Source organism: Streptomyces sp. NBC_00726 (assembly GCF_045161735.1).
Taxonomy (GTDB): domain Bacteria; phylum Actinomycetota; class Actinomycetes; order Streptomycetales; family Streptomycetaceae; genus Streptomyces.
In genome coordinates this window covers 3139789-3163024 of the sequence record NZ_CP108983.1, presented here as the reverse complement: position 1 = coordinate 3163024, position 23236 = coordinate 3139789, and the positions used below count along the sequence as shown (strand labels likewise).

16 protein-coding genes are annotated in these 23236 nt (G+C 73.6%); 9 read left to right on the top strand and 7 right to left on the bottom strand.

What is annotated here, in order from left to right; all coding sequences use genetic code 11:
* Window positions 1-59 precede the first annotated feature (59 nt).
* Window positions 60-1115 carry an AI-2E family transporter gene (locus OG338_RS14055; RefSeq protein WP_405937664.1) on the top strand — a complete coding sequence of 352 codons (1056 nt, stop codon included), beginning with the start codon at window positions 60-62 and terminating at the stop codon, window positions 1113-1115.
* Here the strand turns inward: OG338_RS14055 and OG338_RS14050 are convergent, their stop codons facing one another.
* Window positions 1116-3230: a SpoIIE family protein phosphatase gene (locus OG338_RS14050; protein ID WP_405937663.1), complete on the bottom strand. Its 2115-nt coding sequence runs from the start codon at window positions 3228-3230 to the stop codon at window positions 1116-1118.
* A 151-nt stretch (window positions 3231-3381) separates the two neighbouring features.
* Here OG338_RS14050 and aspS point away from each other — a divergent pair, with 151 nt between their 5' ends.
* The 4 genes from aspS to OG338_RS14030 all read left to right on the top strand — a co-directional run bounded on the left by aspS (window position 3382) and on the right by OG338_RS14030 (window position 8171).
* The gene (gene aspS, locus OG338_RS14045; protein WP_405937662.1) at window positions 3382-5163 is read left to right on the top strand and encodes an aspartate--tRNA ligase; all 1782 of its coding nucleotides are present in this window, start codon (window positions 3382-3384) and stop codon (window positions 5161-5163) included.
* Window positions 5164-5395: 232 nt separating this feature from the next.
* Window positions 5396-6226: a L,D-transpeptidase family protein gene (locus OG338_RS14040; protein ID WP_405937661.1), complete on the top strand. Its 831-nt coding sequence runs from the start codon at window positions 5396-5398 to the stop codon at window positions 6224-6226.
* 98 nt (window positions 6227-6324) lie between these two features.
* Window positions 6325-6978: a response regulator transcription factor gene (locus OG338_RS14035; protein ID WP_073966851.1), complete on the top strand. Its 654-nt coding sequence runs from the start codon at window positions 6325-6327 to the stop codon at window positions 6976-6978.
* The gene (locus OG338_RS14030) at window positions 6975-8171 is read left to right on the top strand and encodes a sensor histidine kinase (protein ID WP_405937660.1); all 1197 of its coding nucleotides are present in this window, start codon (window positions 6975-6977) and stop codon (window positions 8169-8171) included. The genes OG338_RS14035 and OG338_RS14030 overlap by 4 nt, the downstream gene beginning before the upstream one ends.
* Here the strand turns inward: OG338_RS14030 and OG338_RS14025 are convergent.
* Window positions 8120-9457 carry a VWA domain-containing protein gene (locus OG338_RS14025; protein WP_405937659.1) on the bottom strand — a complete coding sequence of 446 codons (1338 nt, stop codon included), beginning with the start codon at window positions 9455-9457 and terminating at the stop codon, window positions 8120-8122. The two genes, OG338_RS14030 and OG338_RS14025, sit on opposite strands and share 52 nt — an antisense overlap.
* 267 nt (window positions 9458-9724) lie before the next feature.
* On the opposite strand from OG338_RS14025, the gene OG338_RS14020 reads away from it, so the two are divergent.
* The gene (locus tag OG338_RS14020) at window positions 9725-10132 is read left to right on the top strand and encodes an RNA-binding S4 domain-containing protein (RefSeq protein ID WP_405937658.1); all 408 of its coding nucleotides are present in this window, start codon (window positions 9725-9727) and stop codon (window positions 10130-10132) included.
* Window positions 10133-10148: 16 nt separating this feature from the next.
* On the opposite strand, the gene OG338_RS14015 is transcribed toward OG338_RS14020, so the two are convergent.
* Both OG338_RS14015 and OG338_RS14010 read right to left on the bottom strand, forming a co-directional pair.
* Window positions 10149-11114 carry an NADP-dependent oxidoreductase gene (locus OG338_RS14015; RefSeq protein ID WP_405937657.1) on the bottom strand — a complete coding sequence of 322 codons (966 nt, stop codon included), beginning with the start codon at window positions 11112-11114 and terminating at the stop codon, window positions 10149-10151.
* A 43-nt stretch (window positions 11115-11157) separates the two neighbouring features.
* Window positions 11158-12048 carry a hypothetical protein gene (locus OG338_RS14010; RefSeq protein ID WP_405937656.1) on the bottom strand — a complete coding sequence of 297 codons (891 nt, stop codon included), beginning with the start codon at window positions 12046-12048 and terminating at the stop codon, window positions 11158-11160.
* Window positions 12049-12169: 121 nt separating this feature from the next.
* Between OG338_RS14010 and OG338_RS14005 the strand changes: the two genes are divergently transcribed.
* Together OG338_RS14005 and OG338_RS14000 are read left to right on the top strand one after the other, a co-directional pair.
* Window positions 12170-12568 (top strand): hypothetical protein, encoded by a 399-nt coding sequence (locus OG338_RS14005; RefSeq protein WP_405937655.1) that lies wholly within the window; start codon window positions 12170-12172, stop codon window positions 12566-12568.
* Window positions 12569-12659: 91 nt separating this feature from the next.
* Window positions 12660-13790: a MerR family transcriptional regulator gene (locus OG338_RS14000; protein WP_405937654.1), complete on the top strand. Its 1131-nt coding sequence runs from the start codon at window positions 12660-12662 to the stop codon at window positions 13788-13790.
* 75 nt (window positions 13791-13865) lie between these two features.
* On the opposite strand, the gene OG338_RS13995 is transcribed toward OG338_RS14000, so the two are convergent.
* A complete protein-coding gene (locus OG338_RS13995; protein ID WP_330312734.1) occupies window positions 13866-14288 on the bottom strand; it encodes a universal stress protein in 423 nt (140 codons plus the stop codon).
* Window positions 14289-14480: 192 nt separating this feature from the next.
* Between OG338_RS13995 and OG338_RS13990 the strand changes: the two genes are divergently transcribed.
* Entirely contained in the window at window positions 14481-16109 is a 1629-nt protein-coding gene (locus tag OG338_RS13990) for an IS200/IS605 family accessory protein TnpB-related protein (protein WP_405937653.1), read from the top strand.
* An 85-nt stretch (window positions 16110-16194) separates the two neighbouring features.
* Here the strand turns inward: OG338_RS13990 and OG338_RS13985 are convergent, their stop codons facing one another.
* Both OG338_RS13985 and OG338_RS13980 read right to left on the bottom strand, forming a co-directional pair.
* Entirely contained in the window at window positions 16195-18132 is a 1938-nt protein-coding gene (locus OG338_RS13985) for an NAD-binding protein (protein WP_405937652.1), read from the bottom strand.
* A gap of 72 nt (window positions 18133-18204) precedes the next feature.
* Window positions 18205-23091 (bottom strand): DNA repair ATPase, encoded by a 4887-nt coding sequence (locus tag OG338_RS13980; RefSeq protein ID WP_405937651.1) that lies wholly within the window; start codon window positions 23089-23091, stop codon window positions 18205-18207.
* Window positions 23092-23236: the final 145 nt, after the last annotated feature.

Genomic DNA, 23236 nt, shown 5'->3' with positions numbered 1-23236 from the left:
CGTCACTCGTACGGCGGCGCGGGCGGGACACCGCCGCCGGGCCGTGATCGGCTGGCAGGGTGCAGACCCCGAAGCCACTCCTGCCCGAGGGCGCCCGGCGGACCGCCGCCTGGTGCGGTGTCGTCCTGCTGGTCACCGGTGTCGCCGCCGTCGCCGTCTGGCTGTGCGTCGTCTTCAAGACCGCCGTCACGCCCGTGCTGCTCGCCCTGCTCGGTACGGCGCTGCTCGGCCCGGTCCACCGCCGGATGACCACCCACGGGGTGAACCGCTCGCTGGCCGCCGCGGTCACCTGCGCGGTGCTGATCGCCGTGGTCGGCGGCGCCGGCTACATCGTCGTCGCCGCGCTGGTCGAGACCGGCGACCAGATCGTGCAGTCGCTGAAGGACGCCGGGCAGTGGGTGGTCGACCACTTCCAGGTCGCGGACGACATCGATGTGAACGACCTGGAGGCCAGCGGCCGCAAGCTGGTCGAGAAGTTCGGCGCGACCGCCGCGGGCGGACTCCTCACCGGGCTCAGCGTCGTCGGCTCGCTCATCGCGACCGCTGCCCTGGCCCTGCTGCTGACCTTCTTCTTCCTGCGCGACGCGGACCGGGCCGTGGGCCTTGCCCACTCCCTCGCCCCGCGCGGTACCGGCGACATGGTCGAGGCGATGGGCCGGCGGGCCTTCGAGGCCGTTCAGGGCTTCATGCGCGGGACGACGCTCATCGCCCTGATCGACGCCGTCTGCATCACGGTCGGGCTGCTGATCCTGCGGGTGCCGGGCGCGGTGGGGCTCGGCGCGCTGGTGCTGGTCGGCGCCTACATCCCGTATCTCGGGGCGTTCATCTCCGGGGCCGTGGCCGTGCTGGTGGCCCTCGCGGACCGGGGGTTCGCGATCGCGCTCTGGGCGCTCGGGGTGGTCCTCGCCGTCCAGGTGCTGGAGGGCCACATCCTTCAGCCGATGATCCAGAGCCGTACGGTCCAGATGCACCCCGCGATGATCCTCATCGCCCTGACGGCGGGCGCGAGCGTCGCGGGCATCCTCGGGATGCTCCTCGCGGTCCCGCTCTGCGCGGCGGCCTTCGGCATCATCGGCGAACTCCGCAGGGGCGGGCGGATCGCGCCGGACGGCTGACTAGTCCAGGTCCAGGTCCGGGAAGGCCGGTTCCGGGTGCTCGGCCTCGTTCAGCTCGAACCAGATCGACTTGCCCGCACCACGCGGATCGACCCCCCACTTGTGCGCGAGCATCTCCATCAGCACCAGGCCCCGGCCGCTGGACGCCATCTCGCCGGGCCGCCGCTTGTGCGGCAGCTCGTCGCTGCCGTCGGACACGTCGACGCGCAGACACCGTTCGCCGGGCGTCCCGGTCGCCTGGGCGACCATCAGCGCGTCCCCGTCCGTGTGCACCAGCACGTTCGTGGCGACCTCGGAGAGCAGCAGCACCGCCGCGTCGACCTGGTCGGCGTCCGCCCAGTCGTGCAGCAGCTCCCGCAGCAGCTGCCGGGCCGTCGAGATCCGCTCCGGCTCGGCCTGGGCGATGGACAGCGCGGTCCGCCGGGGCGCGGGTGGGGACGTGACGGAGCCCTCGCGCCGCAGCAGCAGCACCGCGACGTCGTCCTCGCGCCGGTCCGAGAGCGTCCCGGTCGTGTAGTGCGAGCCCGGCCCGTGCACCGCCTGCACCAGCGCGTCCGCCAGCTTCTCCAGGTCGCCGGTGTGCCGCTCCAGGATCGGTCGGAGCCGGACCCAGCCGGTGGCCAGGTCGTGGCCGCCCGTCTCGATCAGCCCGTCCGTGCAGAGCATGATCGTCTCCCCGGCCTCCAGCACGACCCGGGTCGTCGGATAGTCCGCGTCCGCCTCGACGCCCAGCGGCAGCCCGCCCTCGGTCTGCCGGATGACGGCGGTGCCGTCGGCGGTCATCACCACCGGGTCCGGGTGGCCGGCCCGGGCGATGTCCAGCACACCGGTCTCCGGGTCGGCCTCCGCGTACAGGCAGGTCGCGAAGCGCACGGCCGTGGAGTCGTCGTCCTCGCCGGGGTCGGTGAGGCCGGAGAGGAAGCGCGAGGCGCGCGCCAGCACCGCGTCGGGGCGGTGCCCCTCGGAGGCGTACGCGCGCAGCGCGATCCGGAGCTGGCCCATCAGGCCCGCCGCCCGCACGTCATGGCCCTGGACGTCGCCGATCACGAGGGCGATGCGGCCGCTGGGCAGCGGGATCAGGTCGTACCAGTCGCCGCCGACCTGGAGACCGCCGCCGGTCGGCACATAGCGCGCCGCCACGGTCATCCCCGGGATGTCCGGGCCGAGCGAGGGCATCATCGTGCGCTGGAGGCCCAGCGACAGCTCCCGCTCGGTGTCGGCGGCGCCCGCCCGGTCCAGCGCCTGGGCGAGCATCCGGGCCACGGTCGTCAGCACCGACCGCTCGTCCGGCGAGAAGGCCACCGGGTGCCGGAATCCGGCCATCCAGGTCCCTATCGTGCGCCCGGACACGATGAGCGGCAGAAAGGCCCAGGAGCGGCGCCCGAACCGGCGGGCCATCGGCCAGGCGGCGGGGTAGCGGGCCCGGTAGTCCTCCGGCGTCGGCAGATAGATCGCCCGGCCCGTCCGCACGACCTCGGTGGCCGGGTAGTCCGTGTCCAGCGGCAGGTCGGTGAAGGGTCCCTCGTCGCTGAGGGAGTGCCCGTGCTGCCCGACGACCGTCAGCCGCTCGCCCTCGACGCCGAAGACCGCCAGGCCGTCCGGTGAGAACCCGGGCATGGAGAGCGAGTAGGCGACCCGCAGCACCTCCGTGGTGGACCCGGCCTCCGCCAGGGCCCGCCCCGCGTCCAGCAGGAACGCCTCGCGGGAGCGCCGCCAGTCGCCGGTGATCGCGGTGTGCGTCCCGACGGTGCCCGGCGGGGGCTCGGCGACCTCCTGGAGCGTGCCGACGAGCACATAGTCCTGGCCGCACTCCCCGGCCGGGACCGGCTTGGAGCGGCTGCGCACGGTACGCAGGACCCGGCCGCCGCCGTCCACGATGCGCAGCCGGGCCTCGGCCAGGGTGCCCTCGGCCACGGCGAGACCGATTACCCCGGAGATCTCGTTCCAGTCGACGGGGTGGAAGCGGGAGCGGACCTCCGATTCGCGGAAGACGCCGGGCTCGGCGGGCAGCTCAAGGAGACGGGCGGCCTCCGCGTCGAGCGTGACCGTCCCGGCTCCGTTGTCCCAGCGCCACAGCCCGGTCGCGGTCGCGGCCAGCACGTCCTCGGTGCGCATTGCCCCACTTTAAACCGGCATGCGCGGCGAGGTCACGGGCGCGGGTCCACGGACGATCCCGGTGCGGACAATGACAATGAAACGCTCCGGTCGCGGGCGGTAGCCTGGGAGGGCTGAATTTCCCCCAACCGCGAAGACTGGATGAACGACGATGCATCGGTACAGGTCCCACACCTGCGGCGAGCTCCGCGCCTCTGACGTCGGCACCGACGTCCGGCTGAGCGGCTGGCTGCACAATCGCCGAGACCTGGGCGGCATCCTCTTCATCGATCTGCGCGACCACTACGGTCTCGTGCAGCTCGTCGCCCGCCCCGGCACCCCGGGCAACGAGGCCCTGGCGAAGCTCACCAAGGAGACCGTCGTCCGGATCGACGGCAAGGTCTCCGCGCGCGGCGCCGACAACGTCAACCCGGACCTGCCGACCGGCGAGATCGAGATCGAGGTCTCCGAGGTCGAGGTGCTGGGCGAGGCCGGCCCGCTGCCCTTCACCATCAACGCCGAGGACGGCGTGAACGAGGAGCGGCGCCTGGAGTACCGCTTCCTGGACCTGCGCCGCGAGCGCATGCACCGCAACATCATGCTGCGTTCCGCAGTGATCGCCGCGATCCGCTCCAAGATGGTCGCCCTCGGCTTCAACGAGATGGCGACGCCGATCCTCACCGCGACCTCCCCCGAGGGCGCCCGTGACTTCGTCGTTCCGTCCCGGCTGAACCCCGGCAAGTTCTACGCGCTGCCGCAGGCCCCGCAGCAGTTCAAGCAGCTGCTGATGATCTCGGGCTTCGACCGCTACTTCCAGATCGCGCCCTGCTTCCGCGACGAGGACGCCCGCGCCGACCGCTCGCCCGGCGAGTTCTACCAGCTCGACGTCGAGATGTCCTTCGTGGAGCAGGAGGACGTCTTCCAGCCGATCGAGAAGCTGATGACCGAGCTCTTCGAGGAGTTCGGCAACGGCCGCCACGTCACCTCGCCGTTCCCGCGCATCCCGTTCCGCGAGTCGATGCTGAAGTACGGCAACGACAAGCCGGACCTGCGCGCCAAGCTGGAGCTGGTCGACATCTCCGACGTCTTCGCGGACTCGGAGTTCAAGGCGTTCGCCGGCAAGCACGTCCGCGCCCTTCCGGTGCCGGACACGGCGGGCCAGTCCCGTAAGTTCTTCGACGGCCTCGGCGAGTACGCCGTGGAGCACGGCGCCAAGGGCCTCGCCTGGGTCCGCGTCGGCGAGGACGGCACGCTGGCCGGCCCGATCGCCAAGTTCCTCACCGAGAGCGACGTCAAGACGCTCACCGAGCGGCTCTCGCTCGTCCCGGGTCACGCCGTCTTCTTCGGCGCGGGCGAGTTCGAAGAGGTCTCCAAGATCATGTCCGCCGTCCGCGTCGAGGCAGCCAAGCGGGCCGGCCACTTCGAGGAGGGCGTCTTCCGGTTCTGCTGGGTCGTCGACTTCCCGATGTACGAGAAGGACGAGGAGACCGGCCGGATCGACTTCTCGCACAATCCCTTCTCGATGCCCCAGGGCGGCCTGAAGGACCTGGAGGAGAAGGACCCGCTGGACATCCTCGCCTGGCAGTACGACATCGTCTGCAACGGCATCGAGCTGTCCTCCGGCGCCATCCGGAACCACGAGCCCGAGCTGATGATCAAGGCGTTCGAGATCGCCGGCTACGACCGCGACACCGTGGAGCGCGAGTTCGCGGGCATGCTCAAGGCGTTCCGCCTCGGCGCTCCGCCGCACGGCGGCATCGCCCCGGGCGTCGACCGCATCGTGATGCTGCTCGCCGACGAGCCGAACATCCGCGAGACGATCGCCTTCCCGCTGAACGGCAACGCCCAGGACCTGATGATGGGCGCGCCCACCGTCCTGGAGGAGACCCGCCTCCGCGAGCTCAACATCCAGCTCCGCAAGCCGGCCGGGCCGGCGAAGGACGCGCAGAAGTAAGTTTCCGCCTGTTCCGCCCGCTCAGCCCGTTCAGCCTGTTTCACGTGAAACAGCCCCCGGCCGCCACTGGCCGGGGGCTGTTCGCGTGACGGGCCGCGAGCGGTTCCGAATAGGCACATGAATCACCTGAACGGTTACGGCCGGATGGGCCCCGGCCCGGATTGGCCGGTGACGCGGGCGGCAATGACTGGCTGGGCCGACACCGGCGCATCCACTGCTGAGGAGCGCCTCCGTGCCCGTGCCCCCTTCGCGCGCACCCCTGCGCCTGCCGCACGTCGTCTGCTCCCTGGCCCTCCTCGTGCTGCTGACCGGCTGCGGGGCGGGTGGCTTCGCCGGTACGGGGATGAGCGGGGCCGCCACGGAGGAGGCGCGGATCACGGGCGTACCGGGGCCGCCCGGGGCGGCGGCCGGGACGCCGCGAGGGTGGCCGTCCCTGCCGCCGGCGCCGGCCGCCTCGCCGCAGCCCGCAGAGCTGCCCGGCCTCGGGCCGAGGACCCGGGCGGCGGTCCCGGCCACGGCCCGGCAGGCGTTCGTGGTGACCGGGGACTCGGTGGACTCCAACCGGTCGACCGCCGTCCTCTACACCCGGGACGGGCCCGCCGGGCCGGGCTGGCGGGCCACGCTGGGCCCCTGGCCCGCCCACAATGCCCTCAACGGCTGGACCGGCGAGCACTGGGAGGGCGATCTGCGCTCACCCGTCGGCGTCTTCACGCTGACCGCGGCGGGCGGCCGGCTCGCGCCCCCGGACACGGCGCTCCCGTACGACCTGAGCCCGGACTTCGCCGTGGCGGGCGAGGGGTTCCACGGGGAGCCGCTGGAGGGCTCCTTCGACTATGTCGTCGCCATCGACTACAACCGCCTCCCCGGCACCTCCCCGCTCGACCACACCCGCCCGCTCGGCGAGGCGCGCGGCGGCGGGATCTGGGTGCACGTGGACCACGGAGGGCCGACCCAGGGCTGTGTATCGGTCACCGAGGACCGGATGAAGACGCTCCTGGGCGCCCTCGACCCGGCCATGAAGCCGGTCATCGTGATGGGGGACGCGGAGTCGCTGGGCCGCTGACCCGTCCGGCCGGAGAGCTTTGCGAAACCTCGCTTCCCGTATGAAGGACGCATCCTGGGAGGGAGTGGACACGCATGCACGAGGCGAGGGACATCACGATGCGGGTACTGGTCGCCGAGGACGAGGAAATCCTCGCGGAGCTGGTCGCCACCGGGCTGCGGCGGGCGGGCTTCGCCGTCGACACGGTGTACAGCGGTGATGCCGCCCAGGCGTACCTGGGGCTGCACGACTACGACGTGGTCGTCCTGGACCGCGATCTGCCCCGGGTGCACGGCGACGACGTGGCGCGCGGGCTCGTCGCCTCCGGCTCCCGCACCAGAATTCTGATGCTGACGGCCGCCGGGTCGATGGAGGACCGGGTCGCCGGGCTCGACCTGGGCGCCGATGACTATCTCGGCAAGCCTTTCGAGTTCCCTGAACTGGTCTCGCGCGTACGCGCCCTGCGGCGGCGCAGCGCCCGGCCCGTACCGCCGCAGCTGGAGCGGTACGGCATCCGGCTCGACACCGTACGGCGGTCGGCGACCCGGGACGGGCGGGATCTGGACCTGTCCCCGAAGGAGTTCACCGTGCTCCAGCTGCTCCTTGAGGCGGACGGCGGGACGGTCAGCGCGGAGGAGCTGCTCGAACGGGCCTGGGACGCCAACGCCGACCCCTTCACCGGTGCCGTCCGGGTCTGCATGAGCAAGCTGCGGAGCAAGCTCGGTGAACCGGCCGTGATCCGTACCGTCCAGGGCGTGGGGTACGCGCTGTGAAGGGACTCGCCCGGCTGCCGCACTCCACGATCAGGACCCGCATCGCCCTCGTCTACGGCGGGGTCTTCCTGGTCCTCGGCACCGCCCTGCTGGCCACGGTCAACCTGGCCTCCCGCGCCGGTACGGACTCGCAGGCGCGTGCCATCGCGGACACCGCCGTCGTGGTCCAGCCCGGCTACGCGGTCAACGGTCCGCTGATCAGCCGCCGCCGGCTCGGCCCGCCGACGGTCTACGACCTCACCAACCATGTCAGCGACGCGGCCGGCCATCAGCTGCTCATCTGGTCCGCCGCCGCGCTGCTGGTGATGACGGCCTGCGCGGTGGGCGTCGGCTGGTGGACGGCGGGCCGGGTGCTGCGGCCCGTCCACGCGATGACCGCCAAGGCGCGCAAGCTCTCCGCGCACACGCTCCACGAGCGGATCGCCTCCAGCGGGCCGGACGACGAGCTGAAGGAGCTGGGCGACACGCTCGACGCGCTGCTGGCCCGGCTGGAGCGGGCCTTCGACGGCCAGCGGCGGTTCATCGCCAACGCCTCGCACGAGCTGCGCACCCCGCTGGCCACCCAGCGCGCGGCGATCCAGGTCGGTCTGGACGATCCGACGCCGGAGGATCTGGTCCGGACCCGGCAGACGCTCCTGGACAGCAACCGGCGCAGCGAACGGCTCATCGACGGGCTGCTCGTTCTGGCCCGCAGCGAGCGGGGGCTCGACAAGAGCGAGCGGGAACCGGTGGACCTGGCCCGGGTGGTGGCCGAGGAGGCGGCCCGGCATCCGGGCGTCCGGCTCGACACCCGGCCCTGCCCGGTGCGTGGGAACCGGCAGCTGCTGGCCCAGCTGGTGGCGAATCTGCTGGCCAACGCGGTGACGTACAACGTGCCCGGCGGCGGCGTCGACGTGTCGGTGGTGCCGGCCGGCGGCGGGGTCCTGCTGGAGGTCCGCAACGCCGGGCCGGTGGTGGACGCGGCGGACATCCCCGGGCTGTTCGAGCCGTTCCGGCGGGGTGAGGGCAGGGACCGGATGGGGCCGGGCTCGGGGCTCGGCCTGTCGATCGTGCGGTCCATCGCGCTGGCCCATGGCGGTACGGTCACGGCGGTGCCGGGCCCCGGGGGCGGGCTCGCCGTGACCGTACGCCTGCCGGCGTCTCAGGAACGCGTGGCCACCCAGGCGGGGAGCGCGGCCAGCAGCTCGCGGTAGAACGTGGTGTCCGGGACCTCGCGGGGGGCGGGGCCGGCGTGGAAGAAGCCGGTGTTCGGGGTGTCCAGCTTCCGCAGGAAGTCGAAGCCCTTGGCGTCCTTCTCGCCGAACGCGACGAACTGGAAGAACAGCGGCAGCCGGGCCGCCGCGTCGAGCGCCTGGCGGGCGGCCTGCCGGACGTCCGGGGGGCCGTCCGTCTGGAAGACCACCAGCGCGGGGCCGGTCGCCCCGGACTTCTCGTAGTGCGCGACGACCTCCTCGACCGCGCGGTGGTAGTTCGTCCGGCCGAGCCGGCCGAGGTCCGCGTTGAGCGCGTCGATCCGGCCCTCGTGGCCGTCCAGTCCGACCGTGCCGGTGCCGTCGATGTCGGTCGAGAAGAACACGACCTGCACGGTCGCGCTCTCGTCCAGGTGCGCGGCGAGCGCGAGCGTGCGGTCGCCCAGGTGCTGGGCGCTGCCGTCCTTGTAGAACGGGCGCATGGAGCCGGAGCGGTCCAGGACCAGGTAGACGGTGGCGCGCAGCCCGGTCAGTCCGTGCGCCTTCAGCCCGGCCTGTGCGGCCTTGTACGCCCCCGCCAGCTCGGGCGCCCGCGCCTTGACCTTGGCGAGCGTGAGCGCGGCCTTGCCACTGGCGACCGGGGCCGCCGGGGCCGCCTCGGGCTCGGGCTCGGGCTCCGGGTCCATGTCGATGACGATCGGCGCGGGGGCGGCGGCCTCCGGCTCGGGGGCCGGTTCGGCTGCGGCCTCCGGCTCGGGCTCGGCCACGGGCTCCGGCTGCGGGGTCTCGCTCGCGATGACCGGCTCGGGCTCGGGGGTCTCCGAGGCCACGACGGGCTCGGGCTCCGCGATGGCCTTGGCGGCGGGCTTCGGGGCCTTGGCCTCCGGTGCCTCCAGCTCCGCCACGGGGGCGGCGGTCTCCGCGACCGGCTCCGGCTCGGCGACGGGCTCGGGCGCCTCGGTCTCCGTGGCCGGCTCGGGGGCCTCCGGCTCGGCGGCCGCCACCGGTGCCTCGGCTTCGGGCGCCTCCGGCGTCACCGTGTCCGGGCCCTTGCCCTGGGGCGGGACCGTGGGGGTGGGCGGGTTGTCGAAGGCTGCGGCCACCAGGTCCGATGCCTTGGCGTCCTCGTCCTCGTCGGACGATGCGGGGGCGGGCACCGAGATCGTGACGGGGGCCGCGTCCGGGGTGCTCGTGTGCTCGCCCTGGGGCGGGACCGTGGCCGTCGTCGGGTCGTCCTGGCCCGTGCGGTCACGGCCGAACACCTTGCGCAGCAAGCTCCGAATGCCCATGGGCGAGCCTTTCGCGTGAGTTGGTTGCGATGAATGTCCGTACTGCGGGAATTGATCCCTGGCCAGGGCGGATACGTAAGGTTAGCGGCCGGATAAGGCCGTTCGGCGGCACGGCCCGCATGTGGGACAACCGAGAGCGAACCGAGCCCGGACCGAGTCCTGGGGCCCTGCACGGGCGTTCACCGTGTCCCCATGTCACCTGCACCGCACAGGCGCCGAGTTGACGCGGGAACGTACCGGCCCGGCCCACCGCATACAGTCGGACGCATGGTTTCGGGTGAGGGTCCGCAGACGGAGGGCAGCGTCCGGGTCGATGTCTGGATCTGGTCGGTCCGGCTCACGAAGACCCGCGCGCAGGCCGCGGCCGCCTGCCGGGCGGGGCATGTGAAGGTCGCGGGCGAACGAGCCAAGCCCGCGCAGCCGGTGCGCGTCGGGGACGAGGTGCGGCTCCGGCACGCGGGCCGGGACCGGGTGGTCGTCGTGTCGAAGCTGGTGAAGAAGCGGGTGGGCCCGCCCGTGGCCGCCGAGTGCTTCATCGACAACAGCCCGCCCCCGCCGCCGCGCGAGGCCGCGATCGAGATCCCGGTACGCGACCGGGGCGCGGGAAGACCGACGAAGCGGGACCGCCGCGAAATGGACCGCCTGCGCGGAATGGGCCCCGGCCCGACGGAGTAGCGCGGGAGCCCCCGCCTCAGCGACGTCCAGGCGCGTGCACCGCGATCACCGTCTTGCCGCGCGCCCCGCCCGCCCGGTTGCGGGACAGGGCCTGCGGCGCGTCCTCCAACGGCAGTTCGGCGTCGACGGGCACGCGCAGGATGCCGTCCGCCGCGCCCGCCGCCAGTACGCCGAGCAGGACCGGGCTCGGGTCGAGGCGGAAGTCGACGCCCCTGACGGCCTCGGGGAGCCGGGCCCCGGCGGCGGCGCCCCGGGTGGAGAGCGCGATGCCGCCCGGCCGGACCGCCGCCGCGTGCGTCGCGAACGCGGGCGGGGCCGCCGACGCCAGGTCGGCCAGCGCGTCGATGCCGTCCGGGCAGACCCTCCGCAGCGCGTCGGCGGACGGGCCTGCCGTCAGGTCGACCGAGGCGGCGGCGCCCAACGAGCCCATCCGGGACCGCTCGTCACCGCGCACGGCAGCGATGACCCGGACGTCCCGCGCCCGGGCGAGCTGGGTCAGACAGCAGCCGACGCCGCCCGCCGCCCCGACGACCAGCAGGGTCTCGTGGCCGCGCAGCGCGACCGCCTCCAGGATCTGGGCGGCGGCCATCCCGGCGGACGGGAGCGCGGCGGCGTTCCGGGCGTCGAGGCCGGGCGGGACGAGGGCGATGGCGGAGTCCTGCGCCACGCACGCGTACTCGCCGTACGAGCCGCACGCCTCCGCCACGGCCGCCCGCCCGAAGACCGGGTCGCCCACCCGGAAGCGGTTGTCGCCGCCGCCGATCATGTCGACGCGGCCCGCGTAGTCGACGCCGACGACGAACGGGAAGGCCCGGGGCGCCGGGGCGAGTTCACCGGCGGAGCCGTCCGCGACCTGCCAGTCCAGCGGGTTGAGCGAGGCGTATTCGATCCGCACCCGGACCTCGCCGGGCCGGGGCTCCGGCTTGGGCAGCTCGACCAGCACCGGGTCGGCCCGCAGCGCGCTGACGGCGATGGCTCGCATCCGTACACCTTCCAGTCGGGCCGCTCCGGCGGGAGCGGCCGCGTCAGTCCGCCGGTGCCGGCAGCACCCGCTGGGCCCAGATCCGGGCCGCCGCCGCGCACACCGCGACGGCCAGGCCCAGCCCGAAGACGATCCACACCGTGGTCCGCAGCGACGAGGTCAGCGCGTCGTAGACGGCCGCGGCGGCGCCGGTGTCGCTGTCCGGGACCTCGTCCAGGACCCGGTCGCGGGCCAGCGCCAGCAGCCCCCGCAGCACCAGCGCGCCGAGCGCGAAGCCCGCGCCCGCCACGGCGGTTCCGGCCAGCGCGGCCATGGCCCGGGCCCGGCGGCCGGGGCCGCCGCGCGTCCAGGCGAGCACGAGGGCGAGCAGCGCGAGGACGAGCGTGCCGACGGCCGGCCACACGCTCGCGTTCCGCAGCCACCGGAAGCTCTGCCGCAGCTGGTCCGCGCGGTCGGCGGAGACCAGCTGGATGTCGGTGTGCTGGACGGGGATCTGATCGGCGAACGGCACCCCGTTGTCCACCAGGTTCTCCTTCACCTGCTCCGTGACGGGCGCCAGATCGATCGTGACGCTCTCGCCGCTCTGCCCGTCCAGCGCGGCGGTGACCGTCTCGTGCGCGGTGCGGTTGGCGGCGGTCCAGGCGTCCTGGAAGGCTTCCGTGGTGGTGAAGGACTCCACGGCCTGCCGCAGGAACGCGCGCACGGTGCTCTGCAACGGGCCGACGTCGATCTGCTTCATCGCGCCGTCGGTGATCAGGTCCGCGACGGTGCCCTGGACCGCGGGGTCCTCGGCGAGCGGGGCGACGGCGGCCACGTAACGGTCCGTGTCGTCGATCTCCAGGTCGACCCAGGCGGACAGCGCGCTCAGCGGCACCAGGACGGCCAGCAGCACCAGCAGTACCGCCGACAGGGCCACCGAGAAATACGTCCGCACCCCTCCAGGGAATCCCGGATGGCGCCGGGGCGCCCCGGGCCATGGGCCATCCGAGTTGCCGGGCGGCCCGACCAGGTGTGCTCTGGAGGGAAAGCGGGGGCGACGGAAGGAGCTCTCAGCCATGGCCGCACAAGCTTCGGTGCCGGCCCGCGGGCGGCACGCGATGCCCGCCCGGCACCGCCCGGTCCTCAGCTGGGCCATCCCGGTCACGCTGGGCGTGATCATGGGCTGTTACGCGACCGCCATCGTCCGCGGCGGCGGGGTCCTCACGGGCACCCGGCTGGCCCTCGGGCTCGTCTCCGGCGCCGCGCTCGCGGTGCTCTGCTTCGGGCTCGGCCGCATCCAGAACCGGCTGCCGCGCGAGCTGCGGGCCGCCGCGTACGGGGTGCTGACCGGCGGTTCGATCGGCTTCCTCTACAGCCTGTCCGGCGCCAGCGTCCTGTCCGCTTCGGTGCTCGGTCTGATCCTCGGGGCCGGCGGACTGCTCGCCTCGTACTACTACTTCTACACGCGGGAGTGACGCCCCCGCGCACCCCACGTCGGCGATCCTTGACCTTCTCCATGGGGGAAGGCCAAGGATCGAGTGTGCCGGGGCGGGGAGCCCGCCCGGTATGAGGAGGCGTGCGGTGACGGAGTACGGGCAGGGGCGGGGCCCCGGCGCGGAGCTGGTGACGATCGGGGCGTTCGCCCGGCTGTCCCGGCTCTCCGCGAAGGCGCTGCGCCGCTACGACGAGCTCGGTCTGCTCCCGCCGGCCCTGGTCGACCCGGTGAACGGCTACCGGTATTACGACCCGGCGCAGGTGCGGGCGGCCCGGCTGGTGGCCTGGCTGCGCCGGATCGGGATGCCGCTCGCCCGGATCAGGGAGGTGATCGCGCTGGACTCCGGCGCGGCCGCCGCGGCGATCCGGGTGTACTGGGCGCGCGTCGAGGCGGAGACGGCGGCCCGCCGTGATCTCGCGGCCTTCCTCATCGACCAGCTGTCGACGGAGGACGTCATGACATCGGTGGGCACACTCGGAATCCGCTACGCGGCCCGCACCGACACGGGCGCGGTGCGCGAGACCAACCAGGACGCGGTCTACGCCGGGGCCCGGCTGCTCGCGGTCGCCGACGGGTTCGGCGCGGGCGGGGCGGGGGCCAGCACGGCCGCGATCGAGGCCCTGAAGCCGCTCGCGCCGGGCGCGGTGCCGGCGGCGGAACTGCTGAACATCCTGCACGACGCGGCGGAGCGGGTGGCGCTCGCGGTGCGGGACGCGGTCGTGGGGAGCGGCGGGGGCGGGGCGCCGGAGGAGTCGGGGACGACGCTGACGGCGATGATGTGGACGGGCTCGCGGCTGGGCCTGGTGCACATCGGGGACTCGCGGGCCTACCTGCTGCGTGGCGGCGAGCTGTTCCGGATCACGCACGACCACAGCCTGGTCCAGTCGATGATCGACGACGGTTCGCTGACGGAGGAGGAGGCGTTCTCGCACCCGCAGCGGGCGATGCTCCTCAAGGTGCTGTCCGGGGACGGCCCGTACGGCTCCGGGCCCGATGTGGACGTCCGGGACGCGCTGCCCGGCGACCGCTATCTGCTCTGCTCGGACGGGCTCTCGGCGGTCGTGGACGCCGGGGAGCTGGCGCGGGCGCTGGCCGGGGCGGACGGGCCCGGGACCGCCGTGGGCGCGCTGATCGAGCTCGCGGAGGCGGCCGGCGCGCCGGACAACGTGGCGTGTGCGGTGGCGGATGTCGTGGAGCTGTGAGTACGCGGGAGGGCCCCGCACCACGCGTGGTGCGGGGCCCTCGCCGTACCGGATCAGTACCGGACCAGTGCCGGATCAGTTGCGGACGACGGTCACCGGGCAGGCGGCGTGCTGGGTGACGTGCAGGCTGACCGAGCCGAGCAGGGTCGCCTTGAAGCCGCTGTAGCCGCGCGCGCCCACGACCAGCAGGTTCGCGCCCTCGGCCCGGTCGAGCAGGGCCTGCGCCGGGTTGCCGATCACCACGACCTTGCTGACGGCGGCGGCGCCCTGGGCGCCCAGCGCCTCCTCCAGGGTCTCGGTGAGCGACACCGTGGCCATCGCCTGCGGGTCGAAGTCCTCCGGGAGGCCCGGCATCATCGACGCCCAGCTGGTAGCGGGGTACTCCCAACTGTTGACGGCCTCCACCGTGTCACCGGTCAGCTCCGCCTGGCGTACGGCCCAGTGCAGTGCCTTGACCGACGACTCGGAGCCGTCGACGCCCACCACGATCCTGCCCATCTCTGCCTCCAGCTCGGTTCTGCGGGTGTGCTTGGATCACGTGTTCCCGTACGACTCTAGTCAAAACGGGCGAAACGGCGATTCTCGGAGGTTTAGTCGGATTGGGCGGACGGGGCAAGTGTTCTGAGGCCGAATGGGTGACCTTGTCGGAAGCCGGTCGTTGTACCGGGTGACGGGGCGGAGGTGTGGTTGGTGGGTGGCGTGCGGGAGTTGGCATCGCCGTTCGTGGTGTCTGGGCCTTCCGGGGTCGCGGTGCGGGACCGGCTCAAGCACCCCACCGCCGAGGACGAGCGCGTATTGCGGGCCGTTGGCGCGTATCAGGGCAGTCTGGCGTTGCGGGATCTGAAGGCGCGGTGTGCAGACGGTTTGGATCATGGTGCCGAGTCCTGGGCTGTGCGTAAGCGGGGTCTGACTGGGCTGTCGTCGTCGAGGATCGCCGGGGCGATCACGAAGGCGTCGCACGATCAGTGGGCGCTGGCGAGGCGGGGCCTGGCCGCGCATATCCGCAGTATTGAGACCGGTATCAGGGTGCTCAGGCACCGTCTGTCGCTCCAGGTCGGGACCAGGGGCACGAAGCGTGCGCCGGGCGGGTACCGGTCCAGGGGCGAGTGGTTTCAGAAGTCCCGTCGCCTGAAGGCATTGGAGGACCGGCTTGCGGCTGCTGTTGCGGACTGGCGGTCGGGGCGGGTGCGGGTCGTGCGCGGCGGGAGGCGCCTGTTGAACATCCGCCATCATCTGGCCGAGGCCGGGCTGAGCGAGGGTGAGTGGCGTCAGCGGTGGGAGGCGGAGCGGTGGTTCCTGGCGGCGGACGGTGAGTCGGGGAAGCGGTACGGGAACGAGACGATCCGCGTCACCCCCGAGGGCCAGGTCAGCATCAAGCTCCCCGCCCCTCTGGCTCACCTGGCCAACAGCGCACATGGCCGCTACACCCTCACCTGCACGGTCGGGTTCGCGCACCGGGGCGCGGAGTGGGCCGACCGTATTGAGGCGAACCGTGCTGTGGCCTGTCGCATCCATTACGACACCGGCCGGGGGCGCTGGTATCTGACCGCGTCCTGGCAGCGGCCGGTCGTACAGACCCTCTCGTTGGAAGCTGCGAGGGCCGGTGGTGTGATCGGGGTGGATACCAACGCCGGCCACTTCGCCGCCTACCGCCTCGACCCCCACGGCAACCCGGTCGGCAACCCCCGCCGCTTCGGCTACGACCTGTCCGGAACGGCTGCGCACCGTGATGCGCAGGTCCGCCACGCCCTCACCCGCCTGCTGCACTGGGCCCGCCGGACCGGTGTCACCGCGATCGCGATCGAGGACCTGGACTTCGGGGCGGAGAAGACGCGGGAGAAGCACGGGCGCAGGAAGCGTTTCCGGCAGCTGATCTCCGGTATGCCCACCGGAAAGCTCAAGGCCCGCCTTGTCTCCATGGCCGCCGAACAGGACCTGGCGATCATCGCGGTCGACCCCGCCTACACCTCACGGTGGGGTGGACAGCACTGGCAGAAACCGCTGACCACCCCGCACCGGAAGATGTCCCGTCACGATGCCGCCGGTATCGCGATCGGGCGACGCGCCCTCGGACACCCGATCCGGCGTCGGACGACACCGCCCTCACACGACCGGAGCGATCGTGTGAGGCATCGGACCGTCCAGGCCGCACCAGGTGCCCCAGGGCGTGAGGGACCCCGCCCCCGCATCCCCGGACCACGGACACGATCCGTGCCACCGGACGCGGCGAGAACGCGGGCAACCAGGACACCCAATACCGTTCGGAGTGTCCGCAGTGCCAGGGCGTGGGTCCAAGACTCATTCCTGCTCACTGAATAGGAACGGTCGGTGGTGACGTCCCCGAACCCGTACTGGAACGAGTGGGGGGCCAGGGTGGGCGGGTCCGCCCAGGACCGGGCGTGCCTCAGCGGCGTGTCAGCGCGCGGCGGCCCAGGAGTTCCGCGAGGCCCCGGCGCGTCGCCGCGATGATGACGCGGTCCGTGGGGCGGAGCACGTAGCCGGGGTGGAGGTTCCAGAGGAGGGCGCCCTCGGGCGCGCCGTTCGGGGCGACGTCGAGGGCGAGGACGCGCCAGGCGCCCTCGCGGAACGCCTGGTCCACCGTGCGGCCCTCCAGCTGGGGGTGGCCGGCGACCTCCACCGCCGCGAACAGGAGCACCTTGCGTTCGACCGGGATCGCGCCCAGGATCTGCCGGCCCATCATGGCGACGGCGAAGGACGGGCCGGCCAGGTGGGAGACCGAGCGGGAGCGGGTGATCGCCTGCGGGTGCGCCGTGCGCAGCGTGCGGTAGACCGCCGTGGCGAACTCGTCGTCGAACAGCCGCACCGTCACCCGCAGATTCGGCTTCAGCGAGCGCGCGTACAGCGCCGCCTCCAGGTTCGTCGTGTCGATGCTGGTCAGCGCGAGGAGCCCGCGGGAGCGGCCGATCTTGGCCGCTTCGAGCACGCCCTCGTCCGTGACGTCACCGAGCACCACCGGCACGTGCAGCCGCCGGGCGAGGGGGATGCCCCGCGCGTCCGGGTCCTCCTCCACGCAGACCACCGGAACGCCCAGCTCCCGCAGGTGCACCAGGACCCGGGTGCCGATCTTGCCGAGCCCGAGCAGCACCACGTGCCCGGAGAGCCCGCGCGGCGGCCGCCGCAGCGAGGACGCGCTGCGCAGCGAGCCGAACGCCTCCAGCACCCCCGCCACCAGCAGCGGCAGGAGCATCAGGCCGGCGATGCCGGAGAGGATCTGGATGATCTGGCGGGCGGCGGGGTCGCCGATGGCCGGGTCGCCCATCGCGAACAGGTCGAGCAGGGTGAGGTAGGTGGCGTGCAGGGGGTTGTCGTCCGTGGTGAACGTGGAGGCCGCCGCGAGCCCGAGCACCGCCAGCCCGACGCCCAGCGCCGACCACCGCAGCCGCCGCGAGAAGAACTGGCTCAGCGGCGCGCTCCGGCCGCTCATCCGGACCTTCGGCGCGGCCGGACCGGACTGCGTGACGGCCTCCAGGACGACCGTGCCGCGCCCGGTCGCGGCGGCGATCTCCGCAGGCCCGGGCAGCAGCTGCGGCCCCTCCGCCCCGCTGCTGTCGGAGCCCTCCGCGCCCGCCGGGTCATGGGTGGTGGAGGAGAGCAGCGCCAGGGTGCACAGGCCCGGGTTCGCGACCTGGCCGCCCGGCGGCGGGGTGCGCTCGGCGGCCCGCAGGAACAGCCCCTCGGCCCGGATCACCCGCGTCGACCCGGCGAGCGCGGTGGCCGCCAGGGCCGGCGCGGCGGTGTCCGCGTCGGACAGCACCGTGGTGGAGGCGTCGATCGCGGCCGGGTCGAGCCCGGGGGACGCGACGGCCGCCGCCTGGTCGAGCAGGGTCTCCAGATGCTGGCCCAGCTTCCGGTTGTAGAGCCGGATCACCAGCCGCACCCGGGGGTTGAGCCGGCGCGCGGTCAGCGCGGCCCGGATGTTGCGCTCGTCGTCGTCGTAGACGAGGGCCACCGCCGACGCCCGGGCGATGCCCGCCTCCGCCAGCGACTCGTCGGACGGCTCGGCCGCCTGGAGGATGCGCACCGCCTCGACGCCCGCGAGGGAGTCCCCGTCCGCGCCGTGCGGCAGTCCGCCACCGTTGCGGTTCATCGCGGACGCCATCCGCCCGAACAGCGCGGCGGCCCGCCCGCGCCCGCTCAGCGGCTCGTCCGGCCTGACCGCGCCCGGCTCCGGCGGCACGATGAGCGTGACCCGTTCCCCGTACACGTAACGCAGCTCCACGGCGAGCCGCTGGGCGAGCGCGTCGTCCCCGCAGACGACCATGTGGCCGGAGAACGGGGAGGGTTGGGGTTGCTGGGGGAATGAGGACACGTGTCCCAGCATGCCTTGCTCCCTTCCGTTGATCGAGGACGATCCGCGGCTGATCGGGGAAGATCAGCGATTGATTGAGAACGGTCAGCGGTCTTCGGGGTGGCGCGCCGGCAGATGGCGCGGGTCGGCGGCGCGCCCGATCGCCGTCTCGACGGCCGCGATCCGGTCCGCGAGCAGCCCCAGCGCCGCCACCGCACGGGTCATCGGATCGCCCTCGGGCCCGCCGAGCGCCTGGGTGCGGACGTACGAGGAGCAGAGCGCCGCCCACCGCTCGGCCTGCGCGGGCGTGAGCGTGCCGCGCAGCGCGGCGAGCTTCAGCAGCGCGGCCTCGGCGCCGCTGGTGAGGGTCTGCGCCTCGCCCGCGTAGTGGTCGTCCACCACGGCGGACAGCTCGGCGTCGTTCATCACGGGCGCGATCCGCTCCGCGATCCGGTTCATGTTGCGGTAGGAGCCCTGGAGCCGGAACGGCGGTTCGGTGCGGGTGGCGTCGGTCTGCGCGGCGGACGCGATGTACGCGGCGTTGACCGCGAGCACCGTGTCCCGGGCCCGCAGCAGATGCCGCAGCACGGCCGTGATCCGGTCCACCTCGGCGGGCGCGTAGGGGTGTCCGAGCTGTTCCGGACGCGCCGTGGGGTCCTTGGCGGCGAGCCGCAGCAGCAGCGCCAGGTCGTCGCGGGAGCGGCCGGCGAGCGGGGCGAGGACCGGGTTGGCGGTCAGCGCGTTCTCCACGAAGCTCAGCGCGAAGGTGTCCTCGCGGCCGGTCAGTACCTCGCCCAGATTCCACACGTCCGCCCGGTTGGCGAGCATGTCGGGCACCTGGAAACGCGCCCCGGACTCGGTGTACGGGTTGCCCGCCATGCACACCGCGAACCGCTTGCCCCGCAGGTCGTACGTGCGCGGCTCGCCGTCCCGTACGCCCTCGACGCGGCGCGTGGCGTCGCAGAGCGGGATGAACTTCTGGAGCAGTTCCGGCGAGGTGTGCTGGATGTCGTCCAGGTAGAGCAGCGTGTTGTTGCCCGCCTCAAGCGCGAAGTTGATCTTCTCGATCTCCTGGCGCGCGGTGGCGCTGCCCGCCTGCGCGGGGTCGAGCGAGGTCACGTCGTGGCCCAGGTTCGGGCCACTGATCCTGACGAGGACGAGCCCGAGCCGGTCGGCGACGTACTCCATGAGCGTCGTCTTGCCGTAGCCGGGCGGCGATACGAGCAGCAGCAGGCCCTGCGAGTCGGTGCGGCGGTCGGCGTCGGCGGTGGAGAGCTGCTTGGCGAGGCTGTCCCCGATCAGCGGCAGATAGACCTCGTCGAGCAGCTGGTTGCGGACGAACGCCGACATCACGCGCGGCCGGTGGTCGTCCAGGCGCAGCCGGGTCCGCTCGGCGGCGACCAGGGCGGTGCGCCGGCGCTGGTAGGCGCGGAATCCGGGAACGGCGTCGGTGCGGAATTCCTCGGTCCGGGCGAGGAGTTCATCGATACGGACGGTGAGCCGGCCGCGCTCGATGCGCGGGTGGACGCCCAGCAGTCCGTCGACGCTCTCGGTGAGCGGCGCGTCCGCCTCGTAACGGCTCAGCAGCTCCTCGGGGCACAGCTCCACGGCGACGGCCTCCGTGAGGTCGCCCGGGTCGATCTCCGTGCCGCTCGCCTCGGCGTACGAGGTGAGCCAGCCCTCCACGAGCTGGCGCCGGGCGGGCAGGTCGTCCGCGAGGGCGGCCAGGTCGTCGTCGTACGCGGAAGTGCCGGTGGCGTGGCGGAACTTGTCCAGGAACGCCCGGACGGCGCCGCCCGTCGCGAAGCCCTCGGGCCCGCCGGTCAGCTCCTCGAAGAGATACGCGGCGACCGTCCGGGGGCGCTCGCCGCCGATCGCCGACGCCCACTCCTCCTGGAGCGCGGCGACCGCCGGGGCGAGCCCGAAGGTCTCCCGGGCGCGGGCCAGCGAGCGGGCGCGGCGGGTCCAGGAGGTGCGGCGGACCTCGTCCGTCCCATGGGCCCAGAACAGCTGGGCGGCGGCCCGGACGGCGGCCGGGAAGCGCAGCAGCCCGGCGCCCGTGTGCAGCCGCAGCAGCGCGCCCAGGATCGCGGTCGCGTCCTCGTCGTGGATCCCGCGCTGATAGCCCTCGTCGTACGCGGCGGCGGCCGCCTCCCGTACGAGCGTGGCGAGTTCGCCGTCGGCCAGGGCGGCCAGCCGGTCCGCGCCGTGCTCGTCGAGGAGGCGGGCCGCCAGATGCTCGCCCCGGTAGACCGCCGGGGACTCGGACGGGAGCGTCCGGTCCCAGTACGGGCGGGTCGCGGCGAACTCCGGGTCGGTCACCGGCATCCGGTAGTCGGTCCCGGTGACGGCGAACGCGAGCGTGCCGTCCTGCGGCACGAGGGTCAGCTCGAACGGCTGGGTGTTCACCGCGAACCGGTGCCGGCCGAGGCGGATCACGGCCCCGCCGTCCGCGTACAGCTCGTCCCGGTCGCGCAGCGCCCGTCCCGCCTCCTGGCGGGCGGCGAGCAGCTGCCCGTCCAGCTCCTCCGCGCGCACGGTGTCGCCGAGCGTCCGCAGCTCCTCGGCGGTCCGGCGGATCTTGGCAACCATCGGGTCGGAGGCGAAGTAGGTGTGGACGGCGTCCGCGTCGGGCAGCGCGGTGCTGCGCCGGGCGACCGTCTCCAGGACCCGCGCCGCGGAGTCCGCGAGGCGTTCGGTGCGGCGGGCCAGCTCGTCCTGGAGGACCTGCCGGCGGGCCGAGAACGCCTCGTACACCTCCGTCCGCCGCTCGCCCAGCTCCGCCAGGAAGTCGTCGTACTCCGCGAACCGCGCCTCCAGGTTCTCCAGCTGGAGCAGCAGCCTCGCCAGCTGCTCGTCGCAGGACTCCGGAGTGCCGGCGGCGGCCAGCGCGGCCGTGACGGCCTGCCCGAGCAGCGCGGACTCGGCGCCGAACTCGGCCCGGCCCTCGTGGTCCGCCAGGGCGCGGCGGCGGGCGTCGAGCGTGGCGCGGGCCCGGTTGACGGCGCCCAGGACCTCCGCGATGCGTTCCAGGATCGACGTACGGACCACCCCGTCGCCGATGTCGAGACCGGCGACGACGTCCGTGACGGTGCTCAGGCCGTCCGTCATCGCGGCCAGCCGGTCCCCGAGCGCGGCCGCGTCGGTGACCGTGGCGAGCTCGGCGGCCTCCTCGGTGAGGCGGGCGATGTCCTCGTGGTAGCCGGCGAACGCGTCGTCCCTGGCCAGGAAGGCGACGGCGCGGCGGGCGGCCGCCTCGATGTCCTCGGCGGTGGTGGCGGTGAGCTCCGCGATGCGCTCGGTGTCCGCGTACCGCATCTCGGTGAGGGTCGCCAGGTGGCCGTGCGCCCCGCGCAGTTCGGTGAGGCGTTCGACCCACTCGGCGGCGGTGTGCGGGGCCTCGCCGCGGACCCGGCGGACCAGGGCGGTGATGCGGTCGGCGGTCTCGGTGAGCGCGTCGGCGGCCTGCCGGGTGAGGGCCTGGACCGCCTCGAACTCCGCGACGACCTGGCGCGCGGTCTCCCGCAGCTCGCCCAGGGGCTCCGCGAGTCCGCCGAGTTCGGCGTCGTCCAGCCAGTGGTAGCGGTCGCCCGCCCGTACGCAGTCGGCGACCAGCCGGTCGTACACGGCGGCCGTCGGCGTCGTCTGGGACGCGGCGTGCGCGAGGGCCAGGCAGTCGGAGATCCCGCGCACGAGGTCGGCGTTGCCGACCCGGGCCAGCGGGCCCTCGCCCGCCGGGCGGGACGCGGCGTAGGTGTCGGAGACGTACGGCGTCCGCCAGCGCTGCAACGGGTGGACGCGTGCGGCGCCGCCCTCGCCGCCCTCCACCGGGTCGCGCAGCACGACGAGTGTGCCGTCGTCCAGCAGCGCGTGGCCCCGGCCCTGGAGCGGGGTCGCGACCTCCTGGCGGATCACGTTGTACGGAAGCAGCAGGCCGCGGCCGTCCTGGCGGGACCGGAAGACGTACAGCACGTCCTCGCCGTTCGGGGAGCGCACGGCCTCCTCGAAGACCGGGTCGGTGAGCGGCTGCGCGATGTCGAAGGTCCGGGCCTCGCCGGTCGTCAGGTAGAACCCGCCGGGGAAGATGATCCCCTGATCCTCCGGGAGCCGCCGGCAGGCCGGGCCGATGCCGTCCAGGCGGGTGACGGTGCCCAGGAGCGCGTTGAAGACGAGGTACCGCCGCGCCTCCTCCTTGTACGGGCGGACCCGCAGCAGCACGAGCGGGCCCAGCTCCGCGTACTCGACCTCGGCGTCCGCGAGCGACTGGAGGGGTTCGGTGACCGGCTCCTCGTAGATCCCCTCCGGGGTCTCCGTGTCGTTGACGGTCTTCACGGTGAGCGTGCCGCCCAGCGTGTCCACGTACAGCCCGGCCTCGCAGCCGATGGCGATGTGCGGGTGCCGGCCCGCGACGTGGGCCTCGCGGCCCGCGGTGGTCCAGGTGAAGTCGTGCGACGGCGGGAAGACGTGGTCGCGCTCGCCGCGCGCGTCGAGGAACGCGCCGGGGGAGCCGTCCGGGTTGAGCGCCCAGCGCAGGACCCGGATGTCCTTCGCGGTGTCGCCGGTACGGAAGACCGCCAGCAGGCGGCCCTCGGTCCGGCGCAGCCGCAGCAGGCGGGCGTCGCGGAAGTAGCGGTGCAGGCCGTCGAATTCGCGGACGAACGAGGCGTCGGTGAGCGGGGTGCCGGTGCCGGGGGTGAGGTCGGCGGCGTACAGCGCGAGCACATCGTCCACGGCGGGCGCGTCCTGCGCGCCCGCGCCGCGCTCGAAGCCGAACAGCAGCTCACCGCCGAGCGCGACGAGGTCGCGGGGGGTGGAGGGGCGGTGCGTCCGGATCTGCTCGCTCCCGAGCAGCTGGAGTCCGGTGGCGCCGAACGCCTCGGTGCGGCGGGTGTTGAGCGCGGTGGCCCTGCGGGCCAGCTCGGTGGCGTGCGTGTGGAGACGGCGCCGCAGAACGTCGTAGTCCCCGGCGGCGGGGGCGGTCACGGTGTCCACTGGGTGCGGTCTCCTCGCGGTATGGCGTGGGGTGGCGTCCTCGGACGCCGTACGGACTCGGGAGGTCTGCCGGGCCGGGCTCGAAAGGCCCGCCCGGCCCCGCCCGGCCCGTCCGGCGCTTGAGGACGGATGGGGCCGGGCGGGG